The sequence below is a fragment of the Lawsonibacter hominis genome (assembly GCF_014287895.1).
Taxonomy (GTDB): domain Bacteria; phylum Bacillota; class Clostridia; order Oscillospirales; family Oscillospiraceae; genus Lawsonibacter_A; species Lawsonibacter_A hominis.
Window position 1 is genome coordinate 1 of sequence record NZ_JACOPP010000044.1, and the last position, 15,742, is coordinate 15,742.

The following is a 15,742-nucleotide window of genomic DNA, read 5'->3' on the forward strand; positions in this document are numbered from 1 at the left end:
CCCGTTTGGTTACATAGGCGGGATACTTTGCGACGATGTCGGGGTAATACTTAGTCAAATCCATGTGCAGCACTCACTTTCTTGTTCATCTGTCATTGGTAGGTGAGGTACTTCACTGGTGTGTAAAATGTTGGATTTTGAAGTGGGTTCAAATAAAATCAAGTTGTCTAATCAAAACGGTGATTTGCGTTTTCGTGAAATGGTATGGGTGTGAATACCCCCAATCTGGCGTGCAGTTCTATCCTTGTTCTATCCTCCGGTCATAATTCGGGGCAAAAACGGGAAGAACTCGGAAAACCCGGTGGGTTCAAATAAAAGAGAAAAACGGAAGCCAAAATCCGCAGTATACCGCAGCTTTTGGGCTTCCGTTGTGTACTTCCATCTTCGCTTAATTTCCACCAAAAGTCATAAGCGGGAAATGACTCGAAAACGGGTTTTGACAAGCGGCATGTGGGTTCGAATGACTGTGACTGTTACACCCGAGCCGGATGATATTGGAGAGTATATCAGCAACAAGAACTCGATGAAATTCCATCTTCCCACACGCAAGAACCTAACCGCAGAAAAAATTGCGTTTATATTAACTCCCATCAAGAAGCCATCGATAGAGAACTTGAGCCATGTGGTAACTGCAATCCCTAAGTTTGAACGTGGGGACTTATAATTGGCCTTATTTATTATGACGGTCCTACATACTAACTTGTCAAAGCTTGCGCAATAGCATATTGCGGTTTACTTGTCAACATGATAATATATACTTTATATAGTTATTTTAATTTTCAAGGAGAAACCCCTGCTGTATAGGGGGACTCCTGTTATTTCCTTTATACAATTGTGCGAGGCTAAAATGATAAAATATACATGTAAAAACTGCAATATCACAACTGAATTATCTGAATGTCCGCACTGTGGAGAGAGAACAGAAATCGCCAATTCCACGGTATATTGGTGCGAGTGTTGCAATGTCCCTATTTTTGATGAACATTGCCCTATTTGTGGATCTAAAGGAAAGCGGATCGGATCAGATATTCGCCCCGTGTTTCCTCAGGAAAGGCTTCTGCTGGAGATCCTACTTGGCTGTCCGCTTAAATATAAGAACTCTTCTGTCTGGAATACAGCAGGAAATTATTATTACGCAGATGGTGAGAAGATTTCCTTTACAGCCAGTCAGACGAAAGATGTTGATGCAGATTATGTCAGAGAGCAACTGAAGCTGTACGAAACGCAGAACCAAAACACCGCATTCGAGGCGGTCATTGAGAAGTTCTTGCTTGCTAACAGGAAACGTTACGAGGACATCACCGATGAGGCGACTCGATTCATCCGCAAAATGGCCGAGAGCTATGACACTACAGAGATGTATGTCTCGTTTAGCGGTGGTAAAGACAGCACTGTCGTTTCCAGCCTTGTTATGCGAGCCCTCTGTACCGAGGAAATCCTGCATATTTATGGCGATACCACGCTGGAATTCCCTGAAACCGAAGCGTATGTCGCACGATTCCGGAAGGCTTATCCTAAAACCCCTGTCTTGACTTCTCGGAACAAGGACAAGAATTTTGAAGAACTGTGCAAACAGCTTGGTCCTCCAAGCCGTGTGATGCGCTGGTGTTGCACTATCTTCAAGACTGGTGCCATCCAGAGAAAAATCACATCTCTGTTCCGTGGAAAGAAGCGGATCCTCACGTTCTTTGGCATCCGCAGAAGCGAATCGACCTCTCGAAGTAAATATGACAGAGAGTCCGATAGCCCTAAAATTGCGATTCAAAAGACCGTCTCCCCAATCATTGATTGGCTGGATTTTGATATTTGGCTGTATCTTTTGACCACGGGTATTGATTTCAATACTGCGTATCGTCTTGGATACACGCGCGTTGGCTGTTGGTGCTGTCCAAATAACAGTGCCTGGTCTGGATTTATGTCCCGGGTATATATGCCGGAGCGGTATGAGCATTTTCGTAATCTCCTTATCGACTTTGCAAAGAAGATCGGAAAACCCGATCCGGAAGTCTATGTTGATGATGGAAATTGGAAGGCCCGTCAGGGTGGTAATGGCTTGGAGTATGCTCAAAGTTCTGTGATTACCTTTGAACCCTGTGCTTTGCAGGAAAACACCTTGAATTTTGAACTGCAAAAGCCGATCACAGAAGAACTCTACGAGTTGTTCAAACCTTTCGGCTATATCAATTATGATCTTGGCAACGCCCGGCTTGGCGAAGTGTATGTCCTGGATAAGGATGGCTCCCTGCTTCTGAAACTTCAGGGTAAAATTGGAAGTAAGACATTGAAAGTCAGTATTCTCAACAAAAAGGCTGGGCATTGTAAGAGTATCAAGGCTGTTGAGGATAAAGTGAAGTGTCAGATCACCAAGTACCAAATGTGTATGGGTTGCCTTGGCTGCGAAAGCGCTTGTGCCAAGGGTGCAATCAATATACAGACTGACCATACCGGACTTCTCTCATATAAGATCGCCGATCATAAGTGTGTGCGTTGCGGTTTCTGTATCGGACACTATGATGGTGGATGTTATATGCGGAAAGTCATGACGATAAAACGAAGTTAAAGGAAGACCAGCATGGACAAGAAAGATTACAGGCTTAAAGGCCATGAGTCATTTACTCTTCGTGAAGGATGGCTCACAAAAGGCTTGAACGCTGTACATGAGAATCCCACAGTATTTTCCGAAAACAGCGGCGCAGATGCACTTGGAGTCGGTACGAACATGGCAAAGTCCATCCGTTACTGGCTGCGTACTGCTGAGCTCACTGAGGAACACCAGCGTGAAGGTGTCACTCTGACGGAGTATGGTGATCTCATTTTCCGGAAGGATCCGTATTTTGAGGACATCTTTTCTCTCTGGGTGATCCACGCAAATATTTCCAGAAACTTCAAACTCGCAACTTCCTGGAATATCTTCTTCAACAATATTGATGTGACCTCTTTCAAGAGGGAAGAACTTATCAGTATGATGACGGAAAACATCATCAATATTACCGGTGACACAACTCCTCCAGAGCGTTCCATTACGGATGACTGCGCTGCAATTCTGCAAATGTACACCGAAAATGGAGATGCTGCCTCTGATCCGGAAGAGAAGAGAACCAGTCCTTTCTCTGCGCTGGGCTTCTTGAACAAAGTGGATTCCAATACCTTTGAGAAGCAGCATCCTGCCATGGACTCTATTGACCCTTCCCTGATCCTGTATGTAATCGCCGATAAGCTCCGCGAAGAAGAGGTCCTGTCCATTGATGACATTGTTTCCGGCGATAACATGCCGGGCAAGGTCTTTAACCTTAACCGAGTATCCATCAACGAATATCTTGACCAGCTCCAGAACAAGGGTTATATCCGTGTAAATCGCACGGCTGGTCTGGATGTCGTTTACCCTGCGCACATGCCTACGACTTACGCAATCCTTGAAGAACACTATGAAAGAAGCCATAACGCATGAAATTACTCGAGCTCATCAAAATTGATAATCGCTTTGAGAAATCTGTGAACCTTACTCTGGATCTGTATGTCCAAGATAAGATTGACGGATATATTCCCACGCGATCTTCTGTCAATGTCCTTGATTCATATATTAACGAGGTTCGCAGCTTCAGCGGCAATCGAGCTACGGTTTTGATTGGCCCCTACGGCAAGGGGAAAAGCCATCTGCTGCTGGTTTTGCTGTCGATTCTGTCTCAGACCTGCCAGATGTCTGCAATCAACAAGCTGGTTCAGCGTATCTCTGCAGTGAACCCCGATGCGGCTGCCCATATCAACGATGTTATGGAGAATCAGGGACATTTCTTGCCCGTTCTTATCAACGCCGGCGGTAATAGCTCTCTGAATCAAGCATTCATGCGCGGCTTGACCTCTGCGCTGACTCGTGATGGCTTGGATGATGTAATTCCTGATAATTACTATACCGAATCAGTCAAGATGCTCCAGAACTGGCAGCAGAATTTCCTGGATACATATAAAGCGTTCCAGAAGAAGCTTGGCAAAGAAAAGATCGACTCTTTTATCAAGAAACTGGAGTCTTACGATGAAAAGGCGCTGGAATTTTTTCGTGCTGTTTATCCCGAGCTGACTTCCGGTGGTGTATTTAATCCGCTGATCGACAACGAGGTTATTTCCGTCTATCAGTCCGTAAACCGGATTCTGCGTGAAAAGTACGGTTATGCAGGCATCTATATTATTTTTGATGAATTCAGCAAGTATATCGAGGGTCATACCGTCGAAGGCTTTGCTGATGATATGAAGGTCCTGCAGGATATGTGCGAGCTGTGTAACGCTTCTAAAGATGAGCAGCTACATCTCACTTGCGTCGCACATAAGAGCATTAAGACCTATGGTTCTGCTCTGCCCGCAGAGATTCTGAACTCTTTCAAGGGCGTGGAAGGACGCCTGAAAGAGGTATATTTTGTCGTTTCCTCTCAGAACAACTACGAGTTGATTTCTGATGCCATTTCAAAGACCCCAGCATTCGATAATTGGGCTAAGGGCAACCAGCTCTACGCGGATCTCATTGAAAAAACCTATGCGCTGAAAGCGTTTAGCTCGTTGTTCACCCCTGAAGATTACAATGAGATTGTGGGCAAGGGGTGTTTCCCCTTGACTCCTGTCGCTGCAATGTTGCTACTGAATCTGAGCGAAAAGATCGCCCAGAATGAGCGTACGATCTTCACCTATATCGCAAGTAAGGACTCTAACGGCCTTGCCCGTCACATTGAGAAGAGCACAAATGATAAATTTGTTGGTGTTGACAGCGTTTATAACTACTTTGTCCCCCTGTTCAAAGAGGAGGTTCAGATAGGCATCCACCATGAGTGGCTGAAGGCTGACTATGCGCTTTCTCAGATTGAAACCGCTGTTGAAGCCGCTGTCATCAAGAGTATTGCGGTTATTCGAATGATCAATAACGCCGATGAAATCACGGCATCTGAAAAGTTTATTACACTTGCAACAGGCCTAAATAAATCCGATGTTCAGGCTGCTCTGGAGCGCCTGAGCGACAAAAAGCTGATCGAATTCAAAACCCGTACCGGCGCCTATGAATTCAAGAACAATGTCGGCGTGGATGTTGAACAGGCCATCGCTGACTGCGTTAAAAAGCGCTTTTCCAAGGCGGATCCCTGCAGCGTCCTGGCTGATGTTGTAAAAGAGAAGTACATTCTCCCTAAGAAGCACAACCAGACCTTCTGCATGACCCGCTACTTCAACTTCGCATATATGACCTATGCGCAGTACATGAATTTGAAGGATCTGTCCTATCTGACCTGGCCGAATCGTCCCGATGGCGTTATCGTGATGATGATGCCCTCTGAGGAGATTGATCGTGCCGCAGTTGAGGCGCATACCAAAGAAATTGCTAATCCTTGCTTGATCACCTGCCTGCCGAACACCTCGGCTACTTGCGACGAAACAGCTAAGTATTATCTGGCCGTCAGCAGCCTCCATGATAATAGCGCCTTCATTGAGGACAATCTGGTAATCAAAAAGGAACTTGAAAAGCTCGCAGAGGAGACCGTTATGGCTCTGAACGAGTGGGTAAAGGATACCTATTATCCCCTCCAAAACATCTATGGTATGGATGGGCCGATCACTATTGGCCCCAAGGGTTTGAATCGCCTTGTCAGTGATATTTGCGATACAGCCTATCATTTTACTCCCAGAATCAACCACGAACTGATCAACCGCCACGAAGTAACCGCTCAGGTCGCAAAGGCAAGAAATACGATCCTCGACGAGTTGCTGAACGGAAAAGATATCTCCAAGTATGATGACGGTACAAGTGCAGAATCCACTATTTTCCGCGCAGTCATGGTTCATACCAAAAATGATGAAAATATGCGACAGGTGCGGACGGAATTGGAGCAGTTCTTTGCTGGCTGCGTAAATCACAAAGAGTCCTTTGATGTCCTTGTGACCAGACTGACCCGTGCCCCCTATGGCATGAGACGGGGCGTTTTGCCGTTCTATATTCTTGACAGTCTGCTACGGCTCGAGAATATGCCTATTATCTATCTCAACAAAAAGGAAGTCGTTCTAGATCTGGAAACGATCAATAACATCGTCAAGCATCCCAAGGACTATTCTCTCTACGTTGAGCTGGAAACTGCGCAAAAAGCCGAATACATCCATGCCCTGGAGACACTCTTTTCTGATTACAGCGAATACTGCAGAGAAGTAGATAAGAAGAACCGACTGGCTAAGATCTCCTGCATGATGCAGTCCTGGTATCGTTCTTTGCCTCAAACTTCTAAGACTTTTGGGGATCCAGACCATGATGGCCAGGATATCAAGAGTATTATCGCTTTCCGCAAACTCTTTACAGATATCTATCTTAACCCGCGTGATATTATTTTTGAACGTCTGCCTAAGATCTTTAAGTCCGCAACTACTACAGACACGGTTGCTGCGGTGCAGATGGCAAAAAATGAAATTGATTTCCATATCCGTTTTGTCCGGAACACCGCTATCAAAATCATCCGTAATACCTTTGGTTTTGCTGAAGAAGCTGATCTCCAGCAGAGTTTGCTCACCTGGTATGATAACTTGCCCGAGGTTGCGAAAAATAGCATTTTCTCTGCAAGAGCCAGCAGCCTGATCGAATATGTTCAAGCAGTTGATACCGGTGACGCAGATGATATTGCCAGTAAAATCGTTAGAAAGACTACTGGTATGTTCATCGAAGACTGGAAACCTGGTTTCGAAAGCAAATTTGAAGATGAACTCAAGGAAGCGGTCGATGAAGTCCTTTCCAAGAAGGAGGATGCAGTAGGCACTTCTCAGAAGATCCTGCTCATGTCTGATGACGGCACCCCGGTGGAGAAGTTCTATGACTTCAATGCTGAAAACCTTTCTGCCACTGCAACTTTCTTCAAGAATGCTCTTGAGGATATGATGGAAGAGTACGACGGTGTTCTTGAAAACAACGAAAAGATCGGCGTACTGATGGATGTCATCAAAAAACTGATGACCTAAGGAGCCCTAACATGATTTATTTGGACAATGCAGCAACCACTTTTCCGAAGCCGGAAAGGGTTTACAACGCACTTGAAGCGGCAAATAGGAAATTGTCCTTTAACGCCGGCCGCGGCTCATACAAGGCTGCTCGAGACGCTTCTGCAGTCATCGATGATACAAAGAACCAACTTCTTTCTCTTTTGCATGCGACTGGGTATGCGGATGTGGTTTTCACCCCGTCCGTGACCCATGCGCTGAATCAGGTTCTCAATGGACTTGATTTGACCAGAGATTCCGTTATCTATGTTTCTCCCTACGAGCACAACGCAGTTGCCCGTACAGTCCACCAGTTGTCGGTAAATTCCGGGGCAAGTGTTGAGATGCTTCCTCTGACCGATGATCTGCAGATCGACCTGGAGAAAGCAAAGTACCAGTTCAGTATCAACACACCTTCTGTCGTAATTCTGAATGCGCTCAGCAATGTCACTGGGTACATTCTGCCTGTGACAGAGCTATTTTTGATGGCGAAAGAGTGCGGAGCAACTACCGTTCTCGATGCAGCTCAGGCGACCGGATTGATTGATCTGGATATGCCAACTCTGAATGCCGATATTCTCTGTTTTGCCGGACATAAGACTCTGATGGGGCCTTTCGGTATCGGAGGTTTTCTGATCAAGCACGGCATTACACTGAAAAAAGTGCTTACCGGTGGAACCGGAAGTGCATCCTTGACTCTGGACATGCCCGAAGAGGCACCCGGGCGCTATGAAGCGTCCAGCACAAATGTTGTGGCGATAGCAGGCCTGAATGCTTCCTTGAAAGGTCTGGACATTGACGATCACAGAGAAACCGTTCGCGAATTGACCGAATATTTGCTTGAGGCGTTGAACAATATTCCGTCAGTTAACCTTATGGGCGCATTTGATACTGACAAAACCCTTGGAATCGTTTCTTTTGTGGTAGAAGGGTATGAGTCTGACGAAATTGGCACCATTCTGGATGATGAATACGACATCGCCGTCCGAACCGGATACCACTGTGCTCCATATATCCATGATTACCTTGGCGACAAGCCGTATCATGGCACTATCAGAATTGGAATCGGACAGTTCAACACGAAAGAAGACATTGATGCGCTGATAAGTGCGATCGAGAGTCTCTAAATGCACGCAAGGGTGTGAATTATGAGTTTCCGGAATCTTGATATAAAAATTAGATATCGCTCCAACGAGCACGATTTTCCCCGGGACTTCTTTATTCCCGTACTGAAGGAGACGGCGGTCTATAAGCGTTCCGTCGGATACTTTTCTACATCTTCTTTGATCGATCTGAGTACCGGACTGTTTGCTATGGCTGAGCGTGGAGGAAAAGTCCAGCTCATCTGCTCTCCCAAATTGAGCCCAGAGGATATCCAAGCCATTGATCTTGGGTACAAGACACGCGAAGAAGTTATCATCGGAGCCCTCGAAGTCAGTTTGACTTCACCCTTGAATTTTTTTGAGGAGGAGCGGCTGAACCTAATCGCCAATATGATTGCTTCTGGAATGCTTGAAATGCGTTTAGCGTTCATGAGCACCGATACCGGTATCAATATCTACCACGAGAAAATAGCTGTTTACATTGATTCCGATGGCAATCGAATCAGCTTTACAGGATCTATGAATGAATCGAACAATGGGTTCGAGGAGAACTTCGAGTCTATCTATACATTCTGTTCCTGGAAGGATCGAAGCCAAATCGATGCTGTTACTGAGGCCGAACGGGACTTTGATAACAACTGGATCGACAATACGAAGAAGCTTAAAATTGTTCCATTCCCTGAGGTCATCATTGATAAGCTGCTCAATTTCCGTAAATCGTCTGTGGACTACACAACGGATGAGCGGGAATACGGCTATAAATCTTATATCAAGAAAAATTCCAAATTTCATGTGCCTGATTATGTGAAGATGCGCGAATATCAGGATGCCGCGAATGATCAATGGTTCAAGCAGAACTGCAAGGGTATCTATTCCATGTGTACCGGCGCAGGCAAGACATTCACTTCGCTTGCAGCTATGGTACGACTGGCCGAACAACTGAATGATAAGTTGGCGGTTTTCATTGTTTGTCCTTACATTCATCTTGTGAGCCAGTGGGAAGAGGATGTGATTGAATGGGCGCCAATACCAATTATCGCACATTCGAAATCCACCACTCCGCGCTGGGAAGATCGTCTGAAACAGGCATGCAGGCGCTTTAGAAAAGAGAGTGCGCCATTTGTTTGTATCACAACAAATGACACTTTCTCCGGCCCGAAAGTTCAGCCGTATGTAAGTAAATTCACCGAAGATGATAACATCTTATTTATCGTGGATGAAGCCCACAACTTCGGATCGGAAACTCTGTCGAGCATTATGCCTGAACAGTTTAAGTATCGCATTGCACTATCCGCCACTATTGAACGCCATATGGATAAGGCTGGCACAGCGCGGCTTTTCCACTTTTTCGGCGACGAAGTTATCAACTATGGCCTGGAGGACGCGATTCATGATAAGGCCCTTGTCCCGTATGACTACTTCCCGATCCCTGTTTATCTTCAGGATGATGAGCTCAACACATACCAGCATCTGACCCGGGATCTCAAGAAGTATTTGGTTCAGAAGAACGGTAAGCTGAGGGTTTCTGAGGCTGGAAAGTTCATCGTTTATCAGCGCACAAGACTCCTGGCGGGTGCCAGAGCCAAAGTTGCACTTCTAATGGAGTTGATGGATAACTACAGGGATAAAAAGAACATCCTTGTATATTGCGGTGCTACGATGGCGGAAGACGAGGATTCCGGTGAAGAATCACGTCAGATCGACCTTGTTACCCAAAAGTTGAGATCTGAATACAGTATGTCTGTCCAGCGATTTACTGCCGAAGAGGATCTGAAAGAACGTCAGAACATCAAGGAATATTTCCAGGATGGCTTATATCAGGTCATTACAGCTATCAAGTGTTTGGACGAAGGCGTCAATATTCCCGGCATCCAAACGGCTTTCATTCTCTCAAGTTCCCGGAACCCGAAAGAGTTTATCCAGCGCAGAGGTAGACTTTTGCGCCGGAGCGAAGGCAAAAAGAAGGCTGTCATTTATGATTTTGTGACATTGCCTCGCGATTTAGATGATGTCCTTCCTACGAACTATGATGAAGACAAGAGTATTATTCTGGGTGAGCTGGCACGAATCAATGAGTTTGGAAAGCTTGCGTCGAACCGTGAAAAGGCCGAAGCACTGATGACTCGTATTATGGATTCCTATGGGGTTTATATTGACATCGAAGAAGAAACAAAGAAGGCGGAGGATTACTATGGCGACGAATGATTCTAAAGTCAATAACGCTCGCGTTATGGCCATGTTTATGGCAATCAGGAACTCTGAATTGAAGAATGTTCGTACACTGCAGTATGACAGCAAGGACATGGTGAAGAGAATTACGAATTATATCGTAAAACAGGCCGATGATGCTGCTTCGGATTCAAAGGAGGCAGATGTCGAATGAAATTTGAAAGCATCAAACTTCATAATTTTATGCGCTACAAAGGCGAAACCGAGATTCGTTTTTCTTGTAATGACGATAAAAATGTAACTGTCGTTTTGGGCGATAATACATTTGGAAAAACAACCCTTGCACAGGCGTTTCGTTGGGGGCTGTTTGAGGAACTCAACACTACCAACTACACAAAAAAGAAGGATATCGTCCTTCTGAATAACGAAGTCATTGCAACGATGTCCCCAGAAAGTCGGCAGACTGTTTCTGTTGAGATTGTGATCCGTGATGGGAATACCCAGTGGAAGTTTACCAGAACCTCATATTTCAAGCGTAAGACTGCTGGCGACCGCGATTTAGCGATTGTCCAGGACGGTGAGTCTAAGCTGACTATGATCATTATTCAGGATGGCATTCCCGGTAAAGTCATCAATAACAATGGTGAAAACACTGGTGCTGACGAAAAGAAGTATAAGAAGGGTTGTGTTCAGGAGACTATTGAAAATATGCTTCCTCGCAGCTTGTCCAATTACTTCTTCTTCGATGGCGAGCGTTGGGGCGATGCCAAGACTGCTAAGAGCGAAGTAAAGGGATCTATCAATACCATTCTCGGTGTTACTGGCCTCATTGAAATGATGAAGCATATCAAAGATGGTCAGGGAAAAACTGTATTAAAGACACTCCGCGAACGCATTAAGGGTTCCGGTGACGAGTATGACCGTCTGCAGGCTGAAATCAAGGCATTGGATGATTCTATTGACGAATATGAACATAAGATTAAGGATGAAGAGGACGCCCTCGAAACTTCTCAGCGTGAGCGTGATAAGCTGGCTAAAGCTCTGAACGATAATCGTCAGATTGAAGAGGATCAAAAAAAGTTCGCCCAGCTGGAAAAAGACATTTCCAATATGGAGGAAGATCGCGAGAATTACTATGCTGACGTTGTTAAGATGTTTAGTGGTTCTGCACGCTTCTTCGCCGGCGAAATGCTGCCCCAGGTGGATGCGCTTCTCGCCAAGGTTGATCTTGAGGGAAAAGATATCCCTGGAGTTACAGTTGATACCGTTGATTACCTGATTAATCTCGGCAAATGCCTCTGCGGTGAGGACTTGAGCGAGGATTCTGAGGCTTATAAAAACCTGATGCAACTTCGAAAGGTCATTCCTCCTGAGATGATTGGCGGTGCCGCAGGAAAGTTCCGCGATTTGCTCTATGATTGGCAGTATAATGCACAGTCGTTGGTTTCCGATATTGAGGATAAGGCTGGAGATTTTGACTCCATCCAGGATCGGATCTATGAAAAAATCGACGAGAAAGATCTGCTGGAAAAGAAGATGGATCGGAAGGCCAATATCGCTGCTCTCCGGAAAAACTATAACACTTGGGTTAGCCTGTGCCGCAACCATGAGCAAAAGCGAAATGAGTATGTTGTACGTCTTGATTTTGCAAAGAAAACTCGTGATAGTAAGAATCAGCAGCTTGATGTTCTATCTCGTCAAAATGAGGCAAACGAGTCTGTCAACCGGGCCATTGCTTATGCAGAGGCGGTTTATGCTATGGCCGAGCGTCAGTTGAAGAAGAAGCAAAGCGGAGTGTTTGAGCAGTTGAACGAAATCATTTCCGAGAACTTCGACAGGATGTTCAATGACGGCGAGAAGTATGCCAAACTGGAAGATGATTACCGCATTCATGTGTATTATCACAGCGTCGGTGGCTCTAAGGATTATGAGGAGCAGAACCTCTCTAACGGTGAGGCAACTGCCATCAACTTTGTTTACATCGTCTCTGTTCTTGAACTTGCACGGCGCAAGGCTGCGGAGGAAGCAGGTGCAGGTGAGACGGACAGCGGTATTATCAATCTGCCTCTGGTGTTGGATGGCCCGTTCTCTACTTTGAGCAATGAAAATACCAGCTTGGTTGCGAAAAAACTTCCAGAATTTGCAGAGCAGGTCATCATCTTCATGCTGGATAAGGACTGGGCCTCCTCTGGCCTTGACGAATTTGTCTTGCCTGAGTATTGCTATCGAGTGAATAAGGAAGAGAAAGCGAATAGCTCTACTATCGAGAGAGGGGGGCTTGAATAATGGCAGTAAAAAAAGAACCGCCCCATGTCTTTGAGTATTTTAAGACCAGCGAAGTCTTTATCAATGGTCGTTTCAAGGAATATGTCGATAAGATGTGGGTACAGAACAAAGTTCAGGAGTCCATGGTAAAGCGTCTGGTCGATCTCTATGCAATTGCTGCTGTTATTGGCCTTCGAGCCAAGCGTCGTCTGCCTGACGATCGGGTGGGAGATGACAAGCGTACGATTCAGATGAAGCAGCTGACTGATACATATCAAACTTTGGCTCCTATCATGAAGCTGGTGCTGATGCTTGATGAAAGCCGCGGCCTCAACGAAGAAGAGCGCATTCGCAGCGCATTTCGGATTCCTGAGACCAAGGAAGAGCATGATGCAGGCATGGAGCTCTTCAACAGCTACGCTCGCGGTGGCATCGAATACATTTATGAGATGCTGGTTGTGCGCCCTGGTAGTCCCGATGATGAATATGGTGATCAGCGAATCAACAATATTCTTGCGTTGCTGAAGGATCCGATGGAATGTCCAGAAATCGGATAAAAGGGAAAGGAAGCGTACAAAAGATTAAGCATCGCATTAACATTCTTCTTCCATAAAACAGTCTATTTGATTAGTAGCGCCCTATTCCTTGTTTATTGCGGCGCAGGATTTGAGCTATGCTCTGGGCAGAAATCACTTGCATAACCGCCTACCCAGAGTTACAATGCAGACGACCTGAAACGAGAAACGCTTCCCGTCTGGCTCCGGTGAATGTTCACCGGGAACCGGGCGGGAAGCGTTTTTGACCACATAGATTACCACAGACAGCCCCGGAACACCCGGAAACAGTCCCTTTAGAGAGTTTCAAAGAGTAACTGGAACCGAGTAAAAAGGGCTATAAACCACTATAAACGAGCAGAAAAAGTGTTCCCGATAAGTTTGGGAGCAGGAGGCCCGGGGTTCGAGTCCCCGCACTCCGACCATCTTTCGCAGAAAAACCGCCGTTTCTGGCGGTTTTTCTGCGTTTTTTGTTCTGCTTTTATGTTTGGGACGATTGCTGTTCAGCGACAGTTCAAGGGGCAGAAAGACGGCGAAAGCATGAGCGAGGATAGCCACCGAAACTGCCAAATCCCTAACCAATCCCTAATGGCTAAATATCGTGCTTTTGGGGCGTGTAACAATCAATCATCATATTGCTTTCGTAGTAGTTACATGATAGCATAAAGGCAAGACTGTCGTATTATGCCGATAGTCTGTACATGATTGTTTCTTCTATGGACTATCAGGAGTGTTTTGCAAGGAGTTTCGCTATGGATGCACACAAAGCAATTATCACAAATATTTTCAATAACTCTACGCTTATAGAAGTGCCCTTCTTTCAGCGATCCTATGTTTGGAAAGAGGATCTTTGGGCTCGGATGATTGAAGATATGGAGTATATCGTTAAGACAAACAAGCCTCACTTCTTTGGATCTATCATTCTGAAGGAAGGCCGCAGACCACATCCCGGCGAAAATTTTACCGATTGCCGAACGATTGTAGATGGGCAACAGCGACTGACAACCTTTCTTCTCTTTATGAAAGTTCTGTGTTTGAAACTTGGTCAACCTACGACTTTCGATTGCCAGTTCCGAATTATGGGGCAGTCAATTGCTTTGCGCCACGGGAGAAATGATATTGACGCTTTTGAAAGGGTTATGGCCTCTACATCCGTAGCTAAAATAGATAATCCTGCACCTGTGTCCAGAATTATTGAAGCGTACAATTACTTTGTGGATCATATTGATGAGAATAAGCTCAGCATTATGACAGTTATGATGAATGCCCAATTTGTGCGAATTGATTTGAATGCCGATGAGGACGAACAGCAAATTTTTAACACTATCAATTCTCTTGGCGTTAATCTGACAACCTCGGAGCTGCTGAAAAACTACTTTTTTAGCAGAAATACCATTAGCGAATATGAGGCAAAATGGGCCTCTGTTTTTGAAAAAGATGATGATGCAAAATCCTATTGGGATACCGAGATTGAAACTGGTCGAATGAAGCGTGCCATCATTGACATCTTTTTTGATTCTTTCTTCCAGATTTTCATTCAGAACAAGCGATACAATGTTAGCAATGACGATAAGATCATGTACGCCAGAGTTGATAGTTTGGCGCAATCCTATCAGCATTTTATTGACCATTATTGCGGTGGAGACAAAAGCGTTATACTTAGCCAAATGAAGGATTATGCCATCTGCTTTAGAACCATATTTAGTCCAGACACCTGTAGGGTAAGCATTCCGGGAACATTTGGCATTGAGCGTCTAAATATAATAATCTTTGGGTTAAAGACATCTACGCTCATTCCCTATACACTGTATATCGCCAAGAATGTGTATAGTGAGGATGAACGAAATGCCATGTATGGCATCCTGGAAAGCTACATCATGCGCAGAATGGTCGTTCATTCACTAACGAAAAACTATAACAACCTGTTCACTTCTCTGATTCGTAATGAGGTTTTGGATGCCACCTCTTTGATAGCCAAACTCCACAGCGGAAATGACGCGACAACATATATTCCTACTAATGAAGAGTTATTGGACGGGTTCCAAAAATCTAAGCTGACCAACCTGCAAACCAGAGGTATTCTTTACCTCATCGAAAGCTATATCCGCCCTGCAAATAGTGCAACTTTGCTTCTTGGTTTTGATGGGTATAGCTTGGAGCATCTCATGCCAAAGAAATGGAGAAACAACTGGTCCACCTGCGCCTCAGATGAAATTGCAAAGCAAAGAGATTCAAAACTACTCACATTAGGAAATCTTGCGATCATTCCTCAAGCGCTAAATGCATCAATACGAGATAGTGATTGGACTACAAAAAAGTCTGGAAAAGGTGCAAATAAGCCAGGGCTTGAAGCCTGCGCCAAGGGACTGGTTACCTTAAATGCTGTTTTATTGGAAGAAGAATGGACAGAGGAAAAAATTGATGCCAGAGCTAAGTGGCTGCATGAGATAGCAGAAACTCTTTGGAATATTCAACCCTAAAACAAAGCATAGCGCCAAGGAATGATAATATCTCCTTTGGCGCTATGCTTGTTTCTTATCCCTGGAGGGATATCATAGAAGTGCAGAGAGTAAACACCCAAAAGTGATAGAATAAGAAATACAGGAAGGTGTTTACGATGCGCAAATATGATAAGGAATTCAAAGAGGAAGCAGTCAAGCT

At 45.1% G+C, this 15,742-nt stretch carries 11 protein-coding genes; 10 read left to right on the plus strand and 1 reads right to left on the minus strand.

Annotation, left to right across the window (positions count from 1 at the left end; all coding sequences use genetic code 11):
- Window positions 1-528: 528 nt before the first annotated feature.
- The 10 genes from H8S57_RS18100 (at window position 529) to H8S57_RS15885 (ending at window position 15,561) form a co-directional block, all read left to right on the plus strand.
- On the plus strand, window positions 529-642 hold the full coding sequence (locus tag H8S57_RS18100; protein WP_186908960.1) for an Ada metal-binding domain-containing protein: 114 nt from the start codon (window positions 529-531) through the stop codon (window positions 640-642).
- A 205-nt stretch (window positions 643-847) separates the two neighbouring features.
- On the plus strand, window positions 848-2,560 hold the full coding sequence (locus H8S57_RS15845; protein WP_186908952.1) for a phosphoadenosine phosphosulfate reductase domain-containing protein: 1,713 nt from the start codon (window positions 848-850) through the stop codon (window positions 2,558-2,560).
- A gap of 12 nt (window positions 2,561-2,572) precedes the next feature.
- Window positions 2,573-3,448, plus strand: coding sequence for a DUF4007 family protein (locus H8S57_RS15850; RefSeq protein ID WP_186908953.1), 876 nt, complete (start codon window positions 2,573-2,575; stop codon window positions 3,446-3,448).
- On the plus strand, window positions 3,445-6,972 hold the full coding sequence (locus H8S57_RS15855; RefSeq protein ID WP_186908954.1) for a DUF6079 family protein: 3,528 nt from the start codon (window positions 3,445-3,447) through the stop codon (window positions 6,970-6,972). The genes H8S57_RS15850 and H8S57_RS15855 overlap by 4 nt, the downstream gene beginning before the upstream one ends.
- A gap of 11 nt (window positions 6,973-6,983) precedes the next feature.
- Entirely contained in the window at window positions 6,984-8,117 is a 1,134-nt protein-coding gene (locus tag H8S57_RS15860; RefSeq protein WP_186908955.1) for an aminotransferase class V-fold PLP-dependent enzyme, read from the plus strand.
- Between the two features lie 21 nt (window positions 8,118-8,138).
- A complete protein-coding gene (locus H8S57_RS15865; protein ID WP_186908956.1) occupies window positions 8,139-10,298 on the plus strand; it encodes a DEAD/DEAH box helicase family protein in 2,160 nt (719 codons plus the stop codon).
- Entirely contained in the window at window positions 10,285-10,476 is a 192-nt protein-coding gene (locus tag H8S57_RS15870; RefSeq protein WP_186908957.1) for a hypothetical protein, read from the plus strand. Before H8S57_RS15865 ends, H8S57_RS15870 begins: the two co-directional genes overlap by 14 nt.
- Window positions 10,473-12,548 carry an AAA family ATPase gene (locus H8S57_RS15875; RefSeq protein WP_186908958.1) on the plus strand — a complete coding sequence of 692 codons (2,076 nt, stop codon included), beginning with the start codon at window positions 10,473-10,475 and terminating at the stop codon, window positions 12,546-12,548. Before H8S57_RS15870 ends, H8S57_RS15875 begins: the two co-directional genes overlap by 4 nt.
- Window positions 12,548-13,084 (plus strand): hypothetical protein, encoded by a 537-nt coding sequence (locus H8S57_RS15880; RefSeq protein WP_186908959.1) that lies wholly within the window; start codon window positions 12,548-12,550, stop codon window positions 13,082-13,084. The genes H8S57_RS15875 and H8S57_RS15880 overlap by 1 nt, the downstream gene beginning before the upstream one ends.
- Window positions 13,085-13,833: 749 nt before the next feature.
- Window positions 13,834-15,561 carry a DUF262 domain-containing protein gene (locus tag H8S57_RS15885; RefSeq protein WP_186908961.1) on the plus strand — a complete coding sequence of 576 codons (1,728 nt, stop codon included), beginning with the start codon at window positions 13,834-13,836 and terminating at the stop codon, window positions 15,559-15,561.
- Here H8S57_RS15885 and H8S57_RS17140 read toward each other — a convergent pair.
- On the minus strand, window positions 15,558-15,742 hold a 185-nt coding region (locus H8S57_RS17140; protein ID WP_207723836.1), incomplete at its 5' end, for a hypothetical protein. The two genes, H8S57_RS15885 and H8S57_RS17140, sit on opposite strands and share 4 nt — an antisense overlap.